The organism is Bacillus sp. 5w2 (genome assembly GCF_054353775.1).
In genome coordinates, this window is the sequence record NZ_JBTIWT010000009.1 from 176,080 (window position 1) to 199,762 (window position 23,683).

Below are 23,683 nucleotides of genomic sequence, written 5' to 3' on the forward strand. Positions count from 1 at the left end.
TTAATTCTCAATTGATATAGATTATTGTAATCAATTCGCTATGGATTTTTATCAGATATACTGTTGTTCAACAAGTTGTTTCACCTGAATATCAAGTTGCTTTTCTAGACAAACGCCTTCACTCGCCCAAAAATCTTGTAATTGAAGAATATAAACTTTTTTCTTTTGTTGACGAAGGTTTAACCAAGCTTCACTTTCAAAAAGTCTTGTAGTTTGCTCATTTGAATGAACAACAACCAGCATATGATCAGCTGCATATTGTTCAATGCGACTTTCTGGAACAGTTAAATGTTTATTCGGATAAATAACCTCTTTTCTTATTGCTTGAGGTACATTCAATTCCATCATTTTATACAAATTGTAAGCCCCTCGTGCACTTGGCCTCCATATTCCTACTCGATTATCATTACGTAATTCGTATAACCCTACCGTTTCTTCTTTACCGAGTACAGATAATATTTGTTCCTTTGCCTTCTTCGCCTTCTTTTTATAACATTGAATCCAAGTCTCAGTCTCTTCCTCTCGACCGACTATACGAGCAATTGTCCTTACATCTTCAATACGATCATTCTTATCCCAATCCATCATCAGAACTGGAGCAAACTTTTCCATCTGTTCAATTAATTGAGGTTCTTGATACAGATATGTTGGTGCAATAATTAAGTCTGGTTTAAGATTTATCCATAGTTCAGGTGACAAATCTTCACCATCTTGTACAAATACCGTACCGCTTAAATCGGAATGCAGATACTCAGGTACATTAGCAGCCCAAGAGAAAACGCCTTTAGGCTTTATACCTGTTGCCATCAAAGCACCTGTAAATTGATATGTAAAAATGCGTTTATAATTTCGTCCATTTCTAAATTGAGTTGGAGTTATTCCCATTTGTTGTTTGAATTTCCTACTCAAATAAAGGCCATCTTGATAGCCTACTTTTCTTGCCACTTCATTTACTGTGTAATTTGGATCTAGCAGTAAAAGTTTGGCTTTATCCATTCGCATATGTGTTAAATAATCAGAAAAACTCCATCCTGTGTCCTTTTTAATTCGTTCTGAAAAATAGTTTGGGTGATAACCAAAATACTTTGCAACCTCATCACGTGTTAACGATTGATGTGAGTGCAAATTAATGTATTCCAATACATCGTGGAATGAAGAAGTAAAAGAACGTCTTTTTCGAGCTTCATATTCTTCTTCAATAGTAAAGAGAAGTTTACGTAGTAATTGAGTACATAATTTTGCATTTTTTTCTTTTGCAGATTCTTTTAATTCAGCTGATACAATTTTTACTTTTTTCGATGCTTTGGTATAAGAAATAGCTGTGGATGGTAGCGACTCGAATGATAATTCGTAGAGTAGTATATTCTCTCGTTCTTCTCTTAATCTATAGCAACCAAATTCATAAATATCATATAAAAAGCGTTCTTCGCCTGTACTTTCCATCACCAATAATCCATTTGGTTTCACCATATAAACTGAACCGCTTCCCAGATGAGTGATTTGATTGTTACACTTTAATTTGCCAGTCCCTGATTGAACAATAATTAAGACTCCATACTTTATCTCATGCTGCTTTTTTTTATTTGACTTCAAACTATATTCATTACAACATTCAAAGCCAAATACTCTTTGTGGAATATTCATTTTTGCTTCCTTTCTTTCGAACATATCGATGATGATTATCATTATCATTTGTGATCTCAATATATTATAACCTATTTTCATCTTTAGAATTAGACTTCCGATGATTCAACGTATACATTTCTTGTATTTCCTGTACTACAATTTCTGTGCATACGACTGTAGCTTTTGATGCTAACGCTGCCAAACTTCCTGACGAGAAAATTGATATCTTTATGTAAAGATATACATTTTTTGTTGTGTAGTTTTATAAAATTCTTAAGTTGATGGGTATGTATGGTGCCCTCTATATAAAATAAGAACATGTGTTCCTAATCACAAGAAATTAGACCTAATTGGACATCATCAGAAATTAATAGATAAATAAAAAATGCCATCCTTTCTGTATATTTCTACAAAAAGAATAGCATTATTTATTTTATCTTTCTATATATGCTATACCGTGAGCTCCTTGATTTACAGAAGGATCTGCATTTCGATCTCCTGGATCAACTTCAATGGTATGAACATTCTTGTAATTAACTAAATCTAATACACTTATTGTCCCTGATCTAAGGTTAGAAACATATCCAACCGTTCCGTCAGTAGAAGAACGTATTGTAATTGGGAGTAATTCAACTTCTATGGTACCTAACACGTTTAACGATTCTCCATCAAGAACAGATACATACCCTGGTGCTGGAGAAAACATACTTCTTGTTCTCTCTCCATTCTTATTTTGAAAACGCGTATGTCCTACCAATACTTTCCCATCATTCGTTACATGAACCGGGGTAATTAAATCTGAAAATGATTTTGTTTTTATAATTTCATCGGTTTCTGTATTAATGATGCTAAGTGTAGGTTGCTCCTCTTTGTAGTCTCCAAGTAAACATGGGGAAGGAATGTAAACTCGATTACCTTTAGGAGAAATAGCTAGTTCCTCACTACCATAGGGCATAGATACTTTTCCAATTAACTCCTTAGTATCTGTATCTAAAACCGAAATAAAGGGCGCCTCCTTATTAGAGGAATATCCTTTTGTACCATCTGAATTCGTAACAAACCAATGTGGACCTGTTGCCGCTGTAGTGATTCTATCTAGCACTTTTCTCGTGTTAGGATTAATAATTAAAATTCCTCCTTCACCAGATTCGACACTTACATACAATAAGTCTTTTTTTTCATTATAAACTAAACCATGTGGTGCAAATTCTGGTGAGATATCAATGATATCAATTACTTTAAATTGATCAATATCGATAACTAAAATTTCATGGCTTTTTTCCGGATTATTTCTATAAAAACCTGAGCGATAAGTAATACTTACATATAGCAATTGGCGCTTAGAATCGAAACATAATTCATGAGGTTCTGTAACTGGAGAATCTATAAGCCCTATTCTTTCAAAATTTTTTGCATTGAAGAAATGGATTTGATTACCGCTGGAGCTAACGACCGCCAGAATAGGATTATTTTCTTTAGAAATATTCATTATTAAAACCCTCCTCGTTATTTGTTCCAAATTTCTTGAGTTCCATAGAAATCAGCATATTTAAGTAATTTGTATTATTACTAAGACAAATTGTAAACAAGTTTCACCTCCTTTCATTTAAATTAGGTACGCTTATAATAAGTCAGGCTAACTTTTATTCTGTAAAAATAAGTTGAATTTAATAATCCAACTTATTTATCTACCTTCTCCAGCTTAACTTTTATACTTACATGTATTTTATTTAATAATTTTTCTAATACTTTACATTCTTCTTAATTAAGCACCTCAATTAATGATGCACAAGAAGCACAGAAAGTAAGTAATAAGCGAAATACCATTTCTTTGTCTAGTGCATTATCAGATACTCATAACATAAGTAAGTCAAGCTTAGCTGCCAGTGAATCAGTTTCCTTTGCTGCCGTTTTTCTAATTCATTCTGCGTCCAGCTCTATTCTTTGAGGAATAGCTTTATAGATTGACAAATTTGCTTCTGATTCTTTTTTTTCATACAACTATTTCTGTGTTGAAAAACTAACAATAATTAGTTAGTTAAGCTAACTATAATTATAAATACATTCATGTTTTATCGCAAGTTTTTTCAGAATCTTCGAATAAACGAATAGAGAGATAGAATTATTTTCATCATGAGATACATGATTTTAAGTTGATAGTTATGGGGGGAATTAAAAATATTAGCTTGATAGCGATGTGGCGCTACCCAAAATAAAGCTCCTTCAATACTTTCCTTTTAATAGATACGTTTAATACACCTAATTTTAAAAAGATTTTATATACCATGCATTCATAGTAGAGTGTTCAGAACCTGGTAGGGGTTCATTTAAATGTATAAATCCAAATTTTTCATATAATAGACATGCAGTTATTAATTCATGCATTGTTTCTAAATAGCACTTTTCATAATGTTTAGAGGCAAATGACAAAGCAGTTTCCATTAGTTTCTTGGAAAGCCCTAAACCTTGTGCCTTTGGACTTAAGTATAGCTTTTGTAATTCGCAAACTTTATCATGTTCGTTAAACGGTGCTATACCAATTCCGCCAACAACTTCTCCTTCCATTTCTACTACCCAATAGTTCGCATGTTTTAGACTATTATAATATTGGTGTAGGTCGTTAAGTTGAGGGTCAAAATAAGCTGTTCCAGGAAGCGCTAATCCAAGTGATTTTAATGAATCTTGTATAATTTCTTTTACTTTTGCATTGTCTTCTTTTTTCATTTCTCGAACTACCATATACGATCTCCTTCAATTAGTTTTTAATAAAGATTGCGACAGATTTTTGAAAATGGTACCCTTAAAATGTTGACTTAGTCCACATTTTAAGGGTACATTTATATTAATATTAAATGTGGACTTAGTCAACTAAAGGAGGATTTATGGATAAAAAAATTATTTATGACATCAGACAATTCAACCGATTTTATACAAAGGTACTTGGTTTATTTAATAACCAGATTCTAGATACAGATTATTCATTAACTGAAGCACGAATACTATTTGAAATAAGCGAAAGAACAGATTGTATTGCGAATAATCTTGTGCAAGAACTTAATATTGATAGAAGCTATATGAGCAGAATTATACGTAGGTTTGAGAAGGAAGAATTAATAGAGAAAAGAATCTCAATAAAAGACAGCAGAAAAAACTTGCTCTTTTTGACAAAAAAAGGAGAGGAACTACTAGATATAATTCATATTCAGTCAGATGAGCAATTAAATCAATTGTTTGACGGACTAAGTGATAGTGAGATTAATGAAATTCGTAATTCCATGATGATAATAAAAGAAAAATTAGATAAAAATATTGAACAAAAGTAAATAAATGAATGATTTTAAAAAACTAATTGGGGTAGCGTCACACATCCATTAACTTAACTGAACAGGTTACCCCTAAAACGATAAAAATGAACTTTGGTGCTATAAAAAACACAAATTTACAAAGCAGTAAAATAATATGATACTTCTTGAACCTTATAAATATATATTATTACTTAAAACATGATTTTTAGTATTCTATAATCAATTAATCCTCATCATACAAATTATCTATAGATTCGTGTAAAGAATCTAATAGATAGTCGCTGAAGTTTTCATAAGTAATGGTATACAATTCTTTTGAAAAACGACTCCAAAAGACAACAGGGCACTCGCCATCTTTCATTTGATTTGTATCTAAACATGTCACAGTACCATCGATATCATTTAAAACAATATATTGTTCAGGTAGGTTATATGTTTCTCTATATAATTTTGTGTGGTAAACAACGGAGGAATCCGCAGCTGTTGTCTCACAACCATGTATATCCATTCCATCAAGTCCGCCGCTACCATACTGTTTTAAAAAACAATGATAAGTGATTGGGAATGTAATGCTTAGCATTCGCGCTGCTTCTCGAATCGTATCTTCGTTTACACCACCCATAAAATCTCCATCTTTCTCATATGTAGAAATGATTGAAAGAATCTTGTCATTCATCTTTTTTCTCCTCCTAAATGTTCTTACGCTCGCATCATATCCATTTGTAACTACATTGTTTATCTGTCGTTATTTCTACCTTTTCCCGTATGTAATGCCCCCTGCCCTTGACTATTCCCAATAAAAAATTCTCTTGCATCCAAGAGAATTTTTTATTGGACTCTTATTGATAATACCTAAGAACTTCTAGCCCTGCTATAACATTAAAAATAGATTTATTGTTAGACTCTATAATATTGAAACATTTATTACATTTTTATATTAAACTTGATAATGTACTAATTATCCTAATGTATTTCCTGAAGCTGCAACAATTATGATTTCCTTGTTTAACACTTCATCTATAACTACTTTTAATTATTCTTACCCATCATATACTTTTTCTCTACACATTGAGATTACATGTTGTATAAGGGAGCTTCTCTTTTTTCCATGCAAGAAATCCTCCCTTTAAATTCACTACTTCCTTTATACCAGCTCTTTGTAAAATACTAGCCGCTATAGCGGAACGCAATCCGGTTCGACATTGTAAAACTAATGGGCAATCTTTTGGTATGCAATCTAGCTGCTTAAATAAATTTCCTAGGGGGATATGTATTGCATCTTGAAGATGACCGTCCTCCCACTCTTTTTTACTACGTACATCGATAATCTTAACGCTACCATCCTTTATATGCGGATATAATTCAATCGATGTTTTTTCTTTGTAACTTTCAAATCTATCAAGTCTTTGTATTACTTGTAAGGGTGCAAAAGCAATAATATTATCTAGCCCAATAGATTCAAAGTCTCTAATAACCTCCTCCACTCTAACCTTTTCCTCATCTAGAATGATTAAAGTTTCTGTTTTATAATCTAGTAACCATCCACACCAGGTTGTGAAGGAATTGTTATACGGTATGTTAATTGATTTCTCGATGTGACCAGAAGCAAAACTCTCTACATCTCTTATATCAACTATTTGCTGAACGCTCCTCATAACTTCTTGAAGTTCTTCTACTGTTTTAATAGCAAAAGCTTCTCTTTTCTTACGAATTGGAGGACCATACTTATTTAAATTCTTCATTAAAGAAAAATAACTTGGAGGCTCTGGCTGCCCCGTCAATAAAGTCGATACAAAATCACTTTCTTCATTACACTGAAATGCCCAATTGAACATCTTTTCATAACCTAAGGTAGAAGTCGGAATTGCTCCTAATGCTTTTCCACATGCGCTTCCTGCACCATGTGATGGCCATATTTGCAAATAATCAGGGAGTGTTTTTATTTTTTGTATAGAATCAAATAATTGTTTCGCTCCTATTTTTGCGGTATCTTTCATACCTACAGCGGTTTCTAATAAATCGGGTCTCCCTATATCTCCAACAAATATAAAATCACCTGTGAATATGCCTATTGGCTTATCATTCGTATATTTATTTTGACTTGTATCAGTTACTAAAAAAGAAATACTTTCAGGTGTATGCCCTGGTGTGTGAATTACATTAAATTTTATATGACCTACTTTAAACTCTGTCCCCTCTCTAACTAAATTATATCGACCTTCGTTAAGATATTGATATTTCCAATCACAATCACCTTCATCAGATACATATAAATTGGCATGATAAAGAGTAGAAAGTTCTCTAGACCCAGAAAGAAAATCTGCATGAATGTGTGTTTCAGCCGCAGCTATTACTTCCATCCCCTCTTTCTTAGCAAATTCTATATATTGTTCTATATAGCGACTCGGATCGATTACAATTGCTACGCCTTCCTTCTGACAACCAACTAAATAAGAAGCATGTGCTAATTTTTCATCATAAAAATATTTTAAAAGCATAGCTATTCCCTCCAAATAGTTATTTCAAATTACTTTTCAATTTTTATAACCGCTTTCTATCTTCCCTTATAGCAGCCCTTTCAACATAAAATTCCAATACATATACGGCAGCATATATCTTTTAAGTAAAAACATACTATACCGTTCTTTCGCTTGATTAAACGGAAACGTTTCTTGAGGTTCATGATCATAGTTAAATTCAGCGAGTATAAGACTTTTATAACCTGTAACAATCGGACAGGATGTATATCCATCATATTTAGCGTGCAAGTCTCTTCCGTTAAGTACGTCCATAATATTTTGTTTTAAGACAGGTATTTGTTTTCGAATTGCCGCTCCAGTTTTAGAGGTTGGTAAATTGGTACAATCTCCAAGTCCGAAAATATTCTTATACTTTACATGCTGCAAAGTATAAGGGCTTATATCTACCCATCCCTGAGAATCACTTATCTCACTCTCTTTAATAAAACTAGGTGGCCCCATTGGTGGAACAACATGGATCATACTATACGGTACTGTTTCTCTTTTCAGTGTTTGCGTATCTTCAAAAATTGCTTCTTTCTTTTCAGCAATAATTTCTACTAAGTTTTTATGATAATTTGTTATAATTTGCTTTCTTTCAAGTACTTGTTCTAATGTATTAGCATATCGCGGAACCTGAAATATGTTAGCGTTCGCGGTATAAAACATTACTTCACTTTTGTTTCTTACACCGCTATTAGAAAAATACTCTTCTGCTAAATACATAATCTTTTGTGGAGCACCACCGCATTTAATAGGAGTATTGGGGTGGGTAAACACCGCATTTCCTCCTTTAAATTTTTCAATTTCTTTCCAAGTAGAATCAACATATTTATAAGAGTAATTGCTACAAACCCCATTAGTGCCAATAGACTCCTTTAAGCCTTTAATACCGTCCCAATTTATTTGTATACCAGCTGCTACAATAAGAATTTCATACTCAAGCAGCAGTCCATCATCTAAAAGTAGCTTATTTTCATCCGGAAACAACTTAACAACACTTTTAGGTATCCACGTTGCTCCTTTTGGAATAAGTAATTCTTGATCACGCATCGTACTTTCCTTTGAAACAATTCCTCCCCCCACTAAACTCCATAGTGGTTGGAAATAATGTTTTTTTGATGGATCAATAATTGCAATACTGTCTTTCAATAGGGGTACATTTCGTAACAAATGTGCTGTAGAAGATATTCCAGCAGTCCCAGCACCAATTACAACAATTTTATAACTTTCTCTGGTCTTCATTATCCTCTTCCTATCTAAAATTGATTTTAAAATAACTAATTAGTAGCCATATTTTCATCGTAGTAACATTATTATAAGTTAAAAACACAATGCATTTATTTGATTAAAATGAAAATTTCGTTAATTTTACCATCAATATTACTTTATGCGTAAATCCCCTTTGCTACTTCCATCTTTTATATTTTTCAATACTAGTCTTTACCCCATCTGGTTTTTATTACAGTTTCTCTCTACGCTCAAAGCTATCCTTAAAAACCCATGTGATTTTATATGTAAAAAAGCCCCTTTTTTATCTAAAGGAGGCTAAGGATTATTCTTATTAAGCTAATACTTTGAGGTATCCCTAAAACAAAAATTATATATATCTACAACCATTATTTATGAGAATTCAGGTCATTTTTTTCTTTTTGGGGAACAATGGATTTCTTAAGTTGATGGGCATGTGGCTGTCCCCTATTCAGAATGTAATGCTAAGGTGTTATATTTGTTTGAGCGCATTTTTTCATTTTTAGGGAGAACTTTGTTTTATTAGTTTGATAGCGATTGAGTAGCACCACAGCGTTTAAGAGCACATCTGTATAACAGTTACTCATTAGGTATTCTATACTTCTGCTAAACAAGACCCCTAAAAATCAGTGCGTTTATAAATAATTAGCCTTACTCTCTCGAACGATTGTACTGAACTTTTCACGTATTGGATCACTTGGTTCATCTACTTGTTGCTTTTTTGTTTTTTGGCAACAAAGGAGCCTTTCCCCACTATAGAGTAGATGTAACCTGCTTTTTCAAGTTCTTCGTATGCTCTTTTTGAAGTAATAACACATACCTTCAAGTCTCTAACTAATGAACGCATGGAAGGTAATGCATCATCTTCTTTCAATGTCCCATTTGATACTTGTAATATAATTTGGTCAATGATTTGTTGATAAATAGGAGACTTAGACTTATTAGATAGTAAGATTCTCATGATTCAACTCCTTGCGTCTTATATGCTTATGAACACATAATACACACTATGCACAATATATACATTTTGAACAATGTTAATTTTTCATATAGAATACCATCATATTAAGAAAAAGACGTTATCCTTTCCTATGATTTCTCAGAAAAAATAACATCTTTTTTATTTTAGGGGGTATTTTGTCTAGTTAGCTTGATAGCAATGTTGCGCTAGCCAAAATACAAAAATCTCCTTCAAAAAAAGAAAGGCGCCTACGTACCTTTCTTTTTTTAATCACTTGCACTCTCTTCAGCACCCAAAATCCCTTCTGAATCACTTAAATGCATCATTGTACGGACCTAATTGCTTTTTTGAAAAGTAATGAATTGTCTCCTTACTTTTCAGTAACATATTTCCTTTTATAATTAAAAAATAGGTAGCTACTAGAAAATAGATTAAACCTAATATCCAATCCAAATTTGTAGCTAAATTGTGTAAAAGAACATATCTCATATATGCATAACCAATCGGAACATGTAGTAATACAACCGCACCTAATCCTGGGTTGTATATTGTTTTTGCTTTTATATTCGCAAAAATACCATGCCATATGAATTGAAAAAATCCCATTAAAATAGGTGCCAATCCAAGCCATATAATATTTGGAAAGAAAACCGGAAGTAAATAAAAAACATACGCAATCAAAATATTTATTACCATAGCAGATTGCGTATTTAATGGATAACGATCTGGTATATCACTTTTAAATATAACTACATTAAACAGACCAGCGAAATAACCTGGCCAACGATACTCTTCAAATTGATGCACTAAAATGGCTACAAAACTTAACGCTAACAGTACTTTTATTTCACTCATTTCTCCAAAATTTGCGACTAAACAACCTACGACAGCAATAGCCATTACTAACCCTACATCACACCAGTGTTTTCTAAAAAAACTAATCATCTCTACCACCCACTATCTCAATTTTTATAAAAATAGCGTTCAAATAGGAAATCAATTTGTTTTTCTACAGGCAGTATTTTTATATCTGCCCCTGATTCAAGAATTGGCATCATTAATGCTGGAAGAAAAACGGATCCGAATATTTGCACTGTCATAATCATTAAAATTTCCTGATCCGTTTCATTTGTTATTTCACTCAAAGTATTCTTCACTTTACTAAAACCAAGACTCTTCAAAAAATCTCCATATTCGTATTGAGATGTAAATACCGTAGTTCCCATTGCAATAATTTTCCTAACTAACTCAGGGTATTGCCGAATTACTAGTACATAATCAAGTAAAAATATTTTTAATCTTTCTTTCACTGGCACTTTAATATCATCTAAAATAGAAAAAGTGCCTTGAAAGCTAATTAATAGGACTTTAATTGTTTCGCTAATCAACTTCTCCTTTGAGCCAAAATGGTAATTTACAAGCGCAATATTAGTATCTGACAATGCCGCAATTTTTCTTATTGTTACACTTTCGAAGCCTTTTTCTTTAATTAACTCCAATGTTGTATTTAAAATCTTTTCTTTCGTAGATATGTTTTCATTTCCCTTCAACTTATCTCCTCCTCTAATATTTATCAATTAAACAACGTTTTAAACGTTGTTTAAATTTATGGTATCACCTTCAATTTTTAATATCAATTTAATCCTTTCGACATTTCCGATTACCTATTCTTTTTTTATCTTTGTTATTAAAAGTTCATATATACATCTGAGAACGTCTTTGTTGTTTTCTAGTCCCTCAATAATGTGAGCATTCGGTAATTTTAATAATTGAACTGTAGTGTAAACAAATATATAAAATAAGATTATTTTTCCTTTCTAAGAAAAAAGATGAACATAATTTTTTTATGCATCATATTTTTTGGTAACTAATGTATTACTGTGACCTAGCTTGGACTGAATCCCCTTGTTGAATATTTTTATTTTATTATTAATAATTACGGTACATGAAATTATTAATAATAAAATAAAAAAAAGCTCCTTTCAAAGGACGCCCTCACCTTGGCTAAAATGATAAAATAAACACCCATCCTTTATAATTAATAAAATTTGATGGGTGTTTTGTAACGCATTATTTATTTTATTCTTACTGCGTATGAAGATATCTAAAATGATATCTTAGTTTTTCAATCGTCATTTAAAGTCCATTAACTGTATATATCTTTCTCTATATTCTTTAACAACATTTCCAACCTATCCTTAGTAACTTGATTAAAATGTGGATTTAATTCCTTTATTATGAATTCAAGTAACTCATAGCTTATGTATTCACCCAATTCCAGTGAATACTGTTCAGCTAAAAAAGGCTTTAATTTTTTAGAGATATCAATCTTATCCTTTTTACTAATCTTTATCTCCATTCGATAACAAACCCCTCTTAGATTAATCTTAAAAGCTAATTAAAATAACTTTTTATTACTTATGAAAATATGTTCTTTACCACCTTATTGTATATACAACAAGGCATTCTTTTCATATCATGACATTCAATCACCTGAAAACTGTTCACTGTTGCATATCATTTTTATTTTTGAAGTAACTCTGATTTCTATATTACACATTACAATATATAAAACAAAGCCCAAATACGGAATTTTTAACTTTATCAATTTTTTTAGAGATTCCACATAATATTACCTTTTTCACATTATGAAAAATTTTTTCTATAAATTTTTCATACTTTCTATTTTTTTGGTACTTTCATTACTGTAAGTTGAAATTTTCCTCATTTTTAAAATAATACAACCTAGACTAAATGCAAAAAGAGAAAATATCCCAAAAGTAACAGTGATAGTATTTAATGATAGACTCCAGCTAATTAGGAAAGATACTAATGCCCCCCCTAAACTAGCCGATGCAATAAATAGACTAGTCACTTGATCAATATTATTTTCCATAATACGGGAAGCTAGGATTAATGTTATTGGAAAAACACCCGCTATGACTAAACCAATAATAAAGATGATAAACAAATACATACCTGTACCTCGAACAAAGGGAAATAGAGATAAAAGAATCACTAATGTAAAGCAACTATATGTAATGTATGTCCAATAATTAAATTTATGGGCTAGCTTACCTACAAGTAATCTTCCTATAACTATTGCTAGCCAAAAACAAGATATACTTACTGAACTGATTAATTCATTATTGGTAAGAATCATTATTGTAGATAAAAAATTTGCAAGATTAGTTTCTATGCCTGCATATAAGAATGCAAAAAGTGAAATAAATAATATAACTGTAATCTTTTCACTTTTAAATTTTAGAGTAAATGAGGAAAGGGATGCTCCTCCCTTTTCATTATTTTGAGGAGAAAAATTTAGAAATTTTGTACGTCCAAACATGTACCAAACAAATAGTGTAAAAATAAAGAATAGTAATATCCCATAAAGAATAAAATACCATTCATAAAATTTTATAATATAATTAACTAGTAACGGAAACCCTAGCGCCCCAACCCCAAACCATACTTCGAGAATGCTAAATTTAGCAGCACTATTCCTTTCTGCTGAAATAATAAAGGAACCCACCGTAGTTTCTAACAAACCTGCTCCATAGCCTAATACAAAGCAAATAACGGCTAAATATGCCCATTCTTTAATATATATAAAACCTCCTAGAACGATAGACATTACTAAAACACCTAATGTTATTGTTTTAAAATAATGATACTTTCTTACTAGTATGGGTGAACTTAGAACACCGAATAAAAAACCTGTGAATTGAAAAAATATTAAAACACCTAATTGATCAGGGGTTCTTCCATAATATTGTATTAATGAAGGAATTAAACTACCTATGCAAACATGTATTATTCCTACAATAAAATAAAACAAGCAACCATAATAAAACATTAACCGCATCTTTTCTCAACTCCAATCCAAAATAAAAACAGGGATTTAAGTAAATGTTCTAAACCCCTGTTTTTACCATAAAACTAAATAGTTGCTACAGATTGTTCTTTATTACTACTGCTTTTATCAAAAAACATATCCAATATAACTTGTGAACGAAATCCATCTTCAAATGTTGCTACAGACTTTTTAGGGCCACCTTCCGCAGCCTTTGCCCATTCTATAATTTCACTTCTAAAAGAATCAGACCATTCAAAAATCTCATTTTCTGGATCGACTAGTAAAGGTAATGATAATGGGATTTCATGTTTTTCCAATCCATCAAAGAGTACATACTTATTTGGCTCTTTAGAAGAATACTTATATTCTTTCTTCGTACCTATTACCTCTATACTAAAACCACAATCGTCAAGAAACGAACTTTTAGATGTTGTAATATTAACAAAAACCTTATTGTTCAATTGGCCATACACCTCAGCATAGTCATCAACAAATACTGGTTTGCTTTCTTTTTCCTTAACATTTGTTTTAATTTTAGTACGAACGGTATCCTCTCTAAAATCACTCTCGAACAAAAACCATAGTAAGTCTATTAGATGGATCCCCAAATCTCCCAAGGCCCCACTAGTTTTATTACTTTGAAAATCATCTCGCCAAGTAAACGAAGTTCTCCTAAAAGCGCTATTCTTTTTAAAATGCAATCTTATCACTACTATTTCCCCTAATTCTTCATTTTGAATTAATTGTTTTAAAGCCTTAACATAGGATAAGTAGCGATAGTTAAACCCCATTGAAGCGACTAAATTAGTATTTTTTGCTATTGTCATCATATATTTTGCTTCTTCACAAGAGATTGCCATTGGCTTTTCACATAACACATGTTTGTTTTTTAATAACGCTTGAACAGCTTGAGATTTATGACAAAAATTCGGGGAAGATATTATTACCCCATCAACTACTTCTAGTAACTCTTCATAGCTATTAAAAACCTTCCCACCAAAATCCCCTATCAATTTATCGGCATTCTCATAATTAACATCATACACTCCAACTAATTTACAATTATCAACAGTTGATAATGCTCTAGAATGAGCTCTTGCAATACTTCCTGCACCTATAATTCCAATATTCATTATATGAACATCCCCTTTTAATTAATAATGTGCTTTAGAGTATTTAAAATTCCAATCGAGTATTCACCTTGAGCTAACATTGAGTGTATTTTTTTAGCCTCTTCTGTTGCATTTTCTACTAAATAACCATGCCTTACAGCTTGTAGCATTCTTAAATCATTCCCACTATCTCCAAAAGCTATTGCATTTGTTTTATCTAGTTCGTACTTGTCTAAAATAAATTTCACTATCTCATCTTTACCTGTTCCAAGTGGAATAAAATCTACATCATAGCAATTTTCTGGATCCCCAGCTAATGGATTACATTTGTTAATATTAACTCCAACTTGGAATATTTCTCCGATTTCTTCTATCTTCTCTAAATTCTTTGCATCAATAAATTCATTTTGCTCTTCATAATAAAAATTAAATTTGTACTTAGAACTTCCTAATTGCGTCTGAGGTCTTAAAAAAATTTCATATTTTATTTCTAGCAATTTAAGAATTCTTTCAATCTTTGAAGAATCAAAACCACCCTCTATAATTCTCCCTTCCCAAATTTGATCATCTATAGTAGTCCCATTACTATCAAAGTACGTTATTTCTGTACCTAATCCACTCGCCACAAAATGAGGGAAATACTGAATACCACCCTTTTTCATTTTTTCAGCAATTGATTCTAAACTACTTCCCGTTACCCAACCAATTACTATATCCCCTTTACTTCCGTGTTCATACAAATACTTTTCTAACAATTTCATATTACTTCTTTTAGAATCATCCATGTTATGAGGATAATAAGTTTCATCAAAATCACAGAAAACTACATATTTAGGCTTTTTAACCTGTGGTAGTCTTCCAAAATTTAAAGACTTTAAAACTTCATTATTTATTGACATTGAATAATCCCTCCAAAACGAAATTTTGCTCTTCTAACATCATGTTTGGGTGTAAAGGTAAATGTAATATTTCTTTATGAACTTGCTCTGTATTTAATATATTTTTTTGTAAATCATTTTCCTTTACCCACTTAGTATTTTGTTTATGAGATAATACCGAATAATAAATATCTGTTTCAATGTTGTACAATTGGTACAATTTATTTTTCAACTCGTCTCTTCTTCCATTTTCAACTCTAATCGGAAAAAGGTGCCAGACATTATCTTCTGTCATCTTAGGTAACTTAATTAATTCTCTATCCTCTAATTCCTTTAAATCACGTATATATCGTTGAGCTAAATACGCTCTTTTTAAATTGTTGTATGATAAGTACTTAATTCTTTCCAAACCAATAGCTGCTTGCAAATTATCAATTTTAGAATTGAATCCAAAGTCTAATATCTTTTTATTTTTTTTATCAATTTCAAATCCATGATAACTATATTGATTGCAACGTATTGCAAGAGTTTCATTATCGGTAACTATTGCACCTGCCTTACCACATACACCAAAATTTTTATATGGATTAAAACTAAGAACAATAATATCTCCATATTCTCCAAGATTTGAAGAACCAATAGCTTGACATGCATCTTCAATAACTCTTAATTGATATATATCCGCGATTTCACGAATTTTTTTCATTTCACATTGTTTTCCATACAAATGTACAGGCAAAATGCATTTAGTTTTTTGGGTTATAGCTTCTTCGATTTTAGACGGATCAATACAATAACTCTTCTGATCTATATCTACAAATATAGGTTTTGCTCCGACTGCTAACACAGCATTTTCTGTAGCAGCAAAACTATTAGCTGGCATAATTACTTCATCCCCCGGCTGGATACCAATAGATAACAATGACACCATAAGAGCATCTGTACCACTACTTGTTGCAATTACAAACTTTTTATTTAAATAACTTCCGATTACTTCTTCTAGTTTTTTTGAAAATGGTCCACTTGTGAATTGACCTGTCGGTAAAACATCTTTTAAAACCCCTATAATTTTTTCAACCTCATCTTGAGAAATCAACCGATTAACTGGCATAAATTCTATTTTCTGTATATTTTTTCTGCTATAATTGAAAATATCTTTTTCTATATCAATATCTATTTTCAATTTGTTTTCCCTAAATAATTTCTCTTTCATCTTGTGATTCGGTAATATATTACTAATTTCAAATTCTTTTTCTTTTGTTTCCCCCTGTAGGCACTTTAATAAAGCTAAATTGTCTTTACTATGTCCAGAAATTGTAGTAAGAGTTTTCACGTTAAATCACCTCTAAGAAATTATTTTGAAAATCATGAGTAGACTATATTTTATGTTATCGATTACATGTCAACATATTTTTTACGGAGGGTTTCTCTATGGTAACAATTAATGAAATAGCTAAATTATGTAATGTATCAAATGCTACGGTTTCAAGAGTTCTAAATAATCATCCTTATGTAAATTCAGAAAAACGTGAGAAAATAATAAAAGTAATGCAAGAATTCAACTATACTCCTAGTTCTATTGCAAGGAATCTTAGGATAAATAAGACACAAACCATTGCACTATCAATTCCCAATATAGATCATCCCTTTTTCGGAAAATTAGCTAGAGAAATTTCTAAAGAATTATTAAAGCATAATTACAAATTGCTAATTTATCAGACTTTTTATGAGAAAAAAATTGAACTTGAATTACTTTCCTTACTAAAGAATAAGGCTGTAGATGGTGTAATTCTCGCATCCCTAGAAAATAGTTGGGAAAATATAGAGCATTATTTAGCATATGGGCCCATAATACTTTGTAATGAGTATGAGGAAAATGCACCTATTCCGATAATTTGTTACGATGAATTTGAAGCTGGATACAAAGCTGTTAAACATTTAATAAGCAAAGGTCATAAAAAAATTGGCTTTTGTTTTGATTCTCTTAATAGTCAAGCACAATTAAAACGCCAACAAGGTTATCTGCATGCCTTAAAAGAGAAACAATTACCATTCAATAAAAAATGGCTATTTGGAGATGCAATTACTATTAATGATGGGTTTAGAATTTTTGAGAAGCTAGATAAATTAAAAGATAAACCTACTGCACTATTTACAGGAAATGATCAAGTTGCTGCTGGAGTCATTAAAGGAGCTACTATTAAAGGGTATTCTATTCCAACTGACTTAGCTGTTTGTGGTTATGACAATCAATTAATTTGTACAGTTACATCCCCAACAATTAGTACTATTGATATTCCAATTGTTAAACTGAGTAAACGAACCGTTAACGAGATACTACTATATATAAATACAGATGAATCTATTAAACGTAAAATTATTGAATATCCTACTAACTTAATTATTCGTGAATCTACATAATTAAAATAAAAGTTTTTGCTTAAATTTATCTAATATATAAAAAGAGGACGTAAATAATAATGCGTCCTCTTTTTATATTAAGCTAAAACAATCCATTAAAATGCTTTTCACGAAGCCATATATATAATGTTATTAAGAAAGATAAGCACTAACATTTTAACTGTTACAATAGGTGACATCACATAATTCATACCCACGACAAGCATTACATGTCGCTCCATATTCAGCAAGAAATTTCATTATATGATAATGTTTATATATTAGCATTAGGAGGATTTAGATGATGAAATCAGTATTAGTAGTTGGTTTATCAGTTGTAATGTTAGCAGCTTGCGGCGAAAAAGAAATGGTTCAAAAGGAGCAGCCAAAAACACAACAAACAACGGTGAAAACAGAACAACCATAAGATGAGCAGACAAGAATGACGAAAAGTATTGAACGTAGAACCAAAGAGATTATAGAATATTTCGGTGGTACTGTAACAGCGGTTGAATTAAATAAAGAAAATAACTTGTATGTCTTATATGTTTTCGGCTACAGAACGAGAACAAAGTTAAAAGACGCCGTTGCGCAAAGTGGCTTGCAAGAATACGACAAAACAACCATAAGATACTTCACATCAGATGGTAAAACAGAAATCGAATTTGAATAAGCACTTCTACGTGAGTGCTTATTATTTTTACCTGTTATTTCAAGGTTTAGAAGATTATTTCGAACCTTTGACATTTAACCCTGGTTCGGAAAATTAATACGCTCTTTTCTCTTTTCTTTCAATACATCATAACTTTGATTCTTTCTCATTATTTTGAACTACCCCCACTTTCACTTCGTTTAGAAGTGAGGGATTCCTAAGTATAATCGATATCTATCCCTGGTGTAGTAGACGCCCGAATAATCGCAATTTTATTTGATAAAGGATCTAATGTACCCATTCCATCAACACCTCTTGCATTCCCTGCCCCTAATGCTTTTAAAATAATCTCATCTCTAATAGATTGATTGGAAGGCAAATCTTTATCTAAAAAAGAAGCCTTTTGACGTTCCTCCACGCATGATAAAACAAGGTATTTTCATTTATAAGCATCTCCCTTCTATACTTCACAATATAAAACTTTTATTCTTTATATACAAAATAAAAAATATATGTTTTATTATTTTGTCAACTAATCTAATCAAAGAAAAATATATTAGTTTGAAATCTTTTTTCTCCCTTATTTGTAAATAAAATCCTTGAAAAGGTTTAATTGTAAATTACGTTAATAAACCCCTATCATTTGGTATCTCTATTCTAACAATAAAGTAAAAAATAATTAATCGAATACTGTGTATAAACAAAATATTGATTATTCTGAATGTTAATCATATTAAATTGATCACATTTACCAAACAAATAACTTAAATTATAAGCACATTCGACAACAATTGATTGTTTTCTGAATATTATTGAAAAAAATGTAAAATCACTTCATTTTCCCTTCTATTTTGCTATGATAGTTACAATTAAATTGGATTAGGATATTTCTATAGGATGGGGGAGTATATAATGAGTGTTTCATTAAAGAGAAATGAAGAATTAACCTCTCTATTGAACGACTGGTATCGATCTATGCTATCTCAACAAGTTATAAAAGCTACTAATCTGAAAAAGAAAATTGATGAAAAAATTAATAAGTTAAGCATTGAGTCGAATCAAAAACATCAGGATCAAAATTTGTTACTGTATTACTCACTACTTGAATTTCGTTACACGGTCTTAACAGATAGCCTCGGTATTCAACATGATAGTTTTGACGCTATTAGTGATTATGATATGCCTACAGACCATTTTCTGCGCTTCTATTATCACTTTTTTAAATCCATTCATTCCACTTTTATATCAAGTTTTTCTGAAGCAGAGGAACATTATAAACTGGCAGAAAAGATATTAGTAAAAATTCCAGATGAAATTGAACACGCTGAATTCTACTATAGAATTGCTACTTTTTATCACCATACCTATAACATGCTAGCTTCTATCGAATACGCAAATAAATCGAGAGAAATCTTTTCGAAGTATGAAGGTTATGAAGTAAAAACAGCCTTTTGTAATAGTTTGCTAGGAGGTTGCTGTATCTATTTAAAGCAGTACGAACAAGCAGAAGAATATCTGCATTATGCAATTGAATTACTACAAAAGAATGAGGAAGAAGATTCCTTGTTATTCGTAAAAAGTACTTTAGGATGGCTGTATTCTGATCAAAGTATGTCTACGTTAGCTATTCGTCATCTTTCAGAAGTAACAGAGAAAATCCCTACACACTTCAAGGCTATCTTCCTACAAGCTAAGGAGCATTATAAATTAGGACAACAATCAGCAGCTAGCAAACTCATTGATAAGGGATTACAGATTTGCAGAGGAATTCAAAACGAAGAATACACACACCACTTCTCTATTTTAAAAAGATTAAACGAAAATATTCCATTGGAAGAATTAGAAAAAATCATCCAAGAAGGAATCTTATACTTTGAGGAAGAAGAATTATGGGAATATGTTGTCGAATACGCTGAATTATTTGCCACAAAATGTAGACAATTAGAGAACCATCAAAAGGTAAGTGATTATTTCCAAATTTGTTACCAAGCAAGACGAAAATCAATCGAAAAAGGAGTGTTAAAATAATGAAAAAAATCAGCCTATTATTATCAGGTATTGCTTTTATTGGGATTCTAACGGTGGGAATTTCTCCATTTTTTAAAGCGGATCAGTTTGCTACTCATGGACATTACCCTGCTCCTACATATAGTGTTGGCGATCATGGTGGTGCACCACAACAAACTTAATATAAGTGTATGTAAAGACCCTCCAAATGGAGGGTCTTTACATATCAAAATATGAATAGTTCTTTTTGGCTACACCAAACCAAAATTCATCTCTCCCCTATCCACCTGCACTCTCTTAAGACAGGAGCACTCTCCGAAAAATCCGTTAAATAATAGAAATTGACTAACTATTATATCTACAAACTCTTCATATGCAATATTACATGCAAAGTGCCTTAAATATTTTGTTATACTATGTATGTGGATTTTTCATCCAAAAATCCTCTTAAACGCATATTTTTGTATATGCCACCCTAATTGATGAAAGTGAGAAGAATGTTTATCATTTTTCTCACTTTTTTTATTTTAATTATGTGCTTGTACTTATTCTTTAGTTATTTTAAGTAATATAAGCTCAAAAAGAGAATTCACTTTTCAAATCCAACCTATCGAATCAATTATTATCTAATAATACCACACCATCTTTATCAACTCATTTTAGAATATTTGAACAATAATTTTATATACAAGCACTGCATAAATTATTCATTTTCATTTATATAAGGCCTACATTTTTACTTCTGATAAATTATCAAATATTGAATTATTATACACAAACCAAAAAACACGAGGTATTTTGTAGAATTTTGTCTATCAATATGTATGTACACCCTTATGTAGTGGATATAGACTGTGAGGTGTAAGGAGGTACCTTACAAAATAATGAAAAGGAGATTATAAAATGATTAGATTAACGAAAGTCTCAAAGTTAGCATTTGCAACATTAATTGTGGGAAGTAGTTTAAGCGTCTTTGTGTGGTCACACAGTGTACAGGCTGACACCTTAGATCATAATTACCAAGACACTCAAAAATTCATACCACCTTCTAGTGCTAGGCAAACATTGGAACAAAAAAACACTATTGTTCCAGAATCAAAAGTTATTAAAAACCATTATGTAAAATACTCTAAAACACATTTCCAATCTAAAGAAAGTATACCAAAAGAAATTTATTATTCTTCAGAAGGTTTTAAGGGCTATATACAGGCAAGTACCGTTTTGGATATGGGAAATCATTTCGTAACGCTATATTCTGGAACCGTTATTCGATGTTAGATTTTTAATCCTACCTCTTTAAATGCTTATAATGATCAATAGCTCACTGCCAATAATGGAATATCTATTGTTCAAAAAATAAACCACAAAATCTTTTGATTTCATGGTTTATCAAATATAAAGATAATGCTAAATATATACTCTAACATTACCTTCCCCAAAGTTAATTATAGAGTATTTTCTCAAAAAAGACACTCCTGTAGTGTCTTTTTTATATTATTTTGATTTACTCCCATCTTACTTTTATTAAACTCATATATGTAATAATGCATATTTTTTTGATTGTATATTATGATATACTCTCATTGTGAGCTGATACATAATTTCTTTAGATTGGAAAACTAAAACCTCGTTTACCCAATTTGGGGGCGCCTTATGGCGTCTTTTTTTATGCTATTGAAGTAAAAAACAGGACCGTAATATCATTGGTAAAAAAATTGTACACTTTAACAAGAATTCCGCCTACTAACCCTTATTTTTTTGCGGCTATTTATTTGTTTCAACATAATAATTTTTCATCTCGTATATGCAATAGACAATGATAGCTAAACTCCAACTGACACCATAGTAATCATGTGTGTAGAAATCATAACCTGCCTTAATACCTTTTTCCATTACAACTAACGTAAATCCTAACGCCACCCACTTGTTAATTTTCATCTTAATATACGTTATCGCTATAATTATTAAAAATAAAATATTTGTAAGGTAGTTTATCATTAGCTCGTATTTTTGAATGTATACTGCCATTATACAAGCAACGATATTAGTCGCAATGCCCAAGGCAATCACGGCTCCCCAAATCCTGTCCGAAATTCCCACTCCTGATTCAGTCCCTTCCTTAATCACATTCTTTTCCTTAATTCGTTCCTCCCCCCTATTCAAGGTATGCTGTATTATCCTTGTCTGATGAATATCTATTTATCTTTTCATATAGAGCAAACAAAATTTTCACTCATAATTTTTTCTTTATCAGGCAAACTAGAGTGAAGCCGTTTGAACTAGCGGCTTCACTCTTCTGGTAATGGGGTAGGAATTTATAGGAATTGACTAACTCATTCAGTCCCTTGGCACCGGCAGGCGACAAAATTGTTGTCTGCCATTTTCATGTATACTTTTTCTGATTCCATTCCAAACTATATGTTTGCTGTACCAATTTTAAAAAGAGCGGGATTTGATTTTTGAATAAGTAAAAAAGATAAAGCTCAATCCACTTTTGGTATAGGACTTTTTCTTTTTACATATACTATTTTTAAGCCTTTTTACCAATACGTGTCCTATTGGTGTCTTAAATTCCTCCTAAAAAGGGCGGCAGATACGACTGCATGCCCTTTTTATTTATACTGATTTTCTATATCCAATATAGTAATTGAAGACTAAAAATGCACTATTACATATTCTGTTCAGTCTAGATTATGTTAAAATTTCTTATGTTGTTTATTTCATAGTCGAATTATGGTTTCATATCTAATTCAACAATATGTGAGCTGTATACCAAAAGAAAAGACACCCAAAAGGTATCTTTTCTTCTTTTAATCTAAAAAAATATTTTTCTTTTTCAGGAAGATTAATTATCTCACTAACCTAAACCTCTAATTCAATGCCCTTTTGATCACGGTGCTCAAAAGGTTTCATCTATATTAACATGTAAATAGTTCACTTCCTAATCATATTTCCACCACTATATTTGATTTCTCAAAGATTTTCTGTCTTGTTCTTAATTTTGTCAAAATCTTCATATAGCTACACAAAATATATATGCTATTATGTTTTTAAGAAACTATGCGTTCCCTTAACCCTGTATCCGACCCTGTATTTTTTTACAGGGTCTTTATTTA

General features: G+C 31.2%; 20 protein-coding genes and 2 pseudogenes. 6 read left to right on the forward strand and 16 right to left on the reverse strand.

Translation table 11 applies throughout. From position 1 onward, the window contains the following. Nucleotides 1-51: 51 nt before the first annotated feature. The 3 genes from ACXY7N_RS16960 to ACXY7N_RS16970 all read right to left on the reverse strand — a co-directional run bounded on the left by ACXY7N_RS16960 (nt 52) and on the right by ACXY7N_RS16970 (nt 4,365). Nucleotides 52-1,644 carry a helix-turn-helix domain-containing protein gene (locus ACXY7N_RS16960; protein WP_033659924.1) on the reverse strand — a complete coding sequence of 531 codons (1,593 nt, stop codon included), beginning with the start codon at nt 1,642-1,644 and terminating at the stop codon, nt 52-54. Between the two features lie 415 nt (nt 1,645-2,059). Next, entirely contained in the window at nt 2,060-3,115 is a 1,056-nt protein-coding gene (locus ACXY7N_RS16965) for a YncE family protein (protein WP_488592496.1), read from the reverse strand. Between the two features lie 776 nt (nt 3,116-3,891). Beyond that, nucleotides 3,892-4,365, reverse strand: coding sequence for a GNAT family N-acetyltransferase (locus tag ACXY7N_RS16970; RefSeq protein ID WP_016135580.1), 474 nt, complete (start codon nt 4,363-4,365; stop codon nt 3,892-3,894). A 143-nt stretch (nt 4,366-4,508) separates the two neighbouring features. On the opposite strand from ACXY7N_RS16970, the gene ACXY7N_RS16975 reads away from it, so the two are divergent. Beyond that, a complete protein-coding gene (locus ACXY7N_RS16975) occupies nt 4,509-4,949 on the forward strand; it encodes a MarR family winged helix-turn-helix transcriptional regulator (protein ID WP_016135579.1) in 441 nt (146 codons plus the stop codon). A 205-nt stretch (nt 4,950-5,154) separates the two neighbouring features. Here the strand turns inward: ACXY7N_RS16975 and ACXY7N_RS16980 are convergent, their stop codons facing one another. From ACXY7N_RS16980 to ACXY7N_RS17030, 11 genes and pseudogenes are all read right to left on the reverse strand, one after another. After that, the gene (locus ACXY7N_RS16980) at nt 5,155-5,607 is read right to left on the reverse strand and encodes an SMI1/KNR4 family protein (RefSeq protein WP_016135578.1); all 453 of its coding nucleotides are present in this window, start codon (nt 5,605-5,607) and stop codon (nt 5,155-5,157) included. A gap of 385 nt (nt 5,608-5,992) precedes the next feature. Continuing rightward, nucleotides 5,993-7,429: an MBL fold metallo-hydrolase gene (locus tag ACXY7N_RS16985; RefSeq protein ID WP_016135577.1), complete on the reverse strand. Its 1,437-nt coding sequence runs from the start codon at nt 7,427-7,429 to the stop codon at nt 5,993-5,995. Between the two features lie 66 nt (nt 7,430-7,495). Next, nucleotides 7,496-8,695, reverse strand: a complete 1,200-nt coding sequence (locus ACXY7N_RS16990; protein ID WP_016090062.1) for an FAD/NAD(P)-binding oxidoreductase — start codon at nt 8,693-8,695, stop codon at nt 7,496-7,498. A gap of 641 nt (nt 8,696-9,336) precedes the next feature. Then, nucleotides 9,337-9,662 (reverse strand): annotated as a pseudogene (locus ACXY7N_RS16995) (GntR family transcriptional regulator). A gap of 309 nt (nt 9,663-9,971) precedes the next feature. Continuing rightward, on the reverse strand, nt 9,972-10,616 hold the full coding sequence (locus ACXY7N_RS17000) for an HXXEE domain-containing protein (RefSeq protein WP_080118251.1): 645 nt from the start codon (nt 10,614-10,616) through the stop codon (nt 9,972-9,974). A gap of 8 nt (nt 10,617-10,624) precedes the next feature. Then, nucleotides 10,625-11,212, reverse strand: a complete 588-nt coding sequence (locus ACXY7N_RS17005) for a TetR/AcrR family transcriptional regulator (protein ID WP_016090059.1) — start codon at nt 11,210-11,212, stop codon at nt 10,625-10,627. Nucleotides 11,213-11,808: 596 nt separating this feature from the next. After that, complete coding sequence (locus ACXY7N_RS17010) at nt 11,809-12,021, reverse strand: DUF2164 family protein (RefSeq protein ID WP_016090058.1); 213 nt, start codon at nt 12,019-12,021, stop codon at nt 11,809-11,811. A gap of 303 nt (nt 12,022-12,324) precedes the next feature. Further along, nucleotides 12,325-13,527, reverse strand: a complete 1,203-nt coding sequence (locus ACXY7N_RS17015) for an MFS transporter (protein ID WP_488592497.1) — start codon at nt 13,525-13,527, stop codon at nt 12,325-12,327. A gap of 74 nt (nt 13,528-13,601) precedes the next feature. Further along, entirely contained in the window at nt 13,602-14,651 is a 1,050-nt protein-coding gene (locus ACXY7N_RS17020) for a Gfo/Idh/MocA family protein (RefSeq protein ID WP_016090056.1), read from the reverse strand. Nucleotides 14,652-14,668: 17 nt separating this feature from the next. After that, nucleotides 14,669-15,529 (reverse strand): HAD-IIB family hydrolase, encoded by an 861-nt coding sequence (locus ACXY7N_RS17025; protein WP_016136287.1) that lies wholly within the window; start codon nt 15,527-15,529, stop codon nt 14,669-14,671. After that, the gene (locus tag ACXY7N_RS17030) at nt 15,516-16,841 is read right to left on the reverse strand and encodes a DegT/DnrJ/EryC1/StrS aminotransferase family protein (RefSeq protein ID WP_488592498.1); all 1,326 of its coding nucleotides are present in this window, start codon (nt 16,839-16,841) and stop codon (nt 15,516-15,518) included. The genes ACXY7N_RS17025 and ACXY7N_RS17030 overlap by 14 nt, the downstream gene beginning before the upstream one ends. 98 nt (nt 16,842-16,939) lie before the next feature. Between ACXY7N_RS17030 and ACXY7N_RS17035 the strand changes: the two genes are divergently transcribed. Then, a complete protein-coding gene (locus tag ACXY7N_RS17035) occupies nt 16,940-17,929 on the forward strand; it encodes a LacI family DNA-binding transcriptional regulator (RefSeq protein ID WP_016090053.1) in 990 nt (329 codons plus the stop codon). Nucleotides 17,930-18,209: 280 nt separating this feature from the next. Beyond that, a pseudogene (locus ACXY7N_RS17040) lies at nt 18,210-18,581 on the forward strand (hypothetical protein). Nucleotides 18,582-18,777: 196 nt separating this feature from the next. On the opposite strand, the gene ACXY7N_RS17045 reads toward ACXY7N_RS17040, so the two are convergent. Further along, nucleotides 18,778-18,978, reverse strand: a complete 201-nt coding sequence (locus tag ACXY7N_RS17045) for a PrpF domain-containing protein (RefSeq protein ID WP_016090050.1) — start codon at nt 18,976-18,978, stop codon at nt 18,778-18,780. A 494-nt stretch (nt 18,979-19,472) separates the two neighbouring features. On the opposite strand from ACXY7N_RS17045, the gene ACXY7N_RS17050 reads away from it, so the two are divergent. From ACXY7N_RS17050 to ACXY7N_RS17060, 3 genes are all read left to right on the forward strand, one after another. Continuing rightward, a complete protein-coding gene (locus tag ACXY7N_RS17050) occupies nt 19,473-20,588 on the forward strand; it encodes a response regulator aspartate phosphatase (RefSeq protein ID WP_088083746.1) in 1,116 nt (371 codons plus the stop codon). Next, entirely contained in the window at nt 20,588-20,749 is a 162-nt protein-coding gene (locus tag ACXY7N_RS17055; protein ID WP_016090048.1) for a transcriptional regulator, read from the forward strand. The genes ACXY7N_RS17050 and ACXY7N_RS17055 overlap by 1 nt, the downstream gene beginning before the upstream one ends. Before the next feature lie 721 nt (nt 20,750-21,470). Then, complete coding sequence (locus ACXY7N_RS17060; protein WP_488592499.1) at nt 21,471-21,845, forward strand: hypothetical protein; 375 nt, start codon at nt 21,471-21,473, stop codon at nt 21,843-21,845. 486 nt (nt 21,846-22,331) lie between these two features. On the opposite strand, the gene ACXY7N_RS17065 is transcribed toward ACXY7N_RS17060, so the two are convergent. Continuing rightward, on the reverse strand, nt 22,332-22,667 hold the full coding sequence (locus ACXY7N_RS17065; RefSeq protein ID WP_033660013.1) for a hypothetical protein: 336 nt from the start codon (nt 22,665-22,667) through the stop codon (nt 22,332-22,334). Between the last annotated feature and the right edge of the window lie 1,016 nt (nt 22,668-23,683).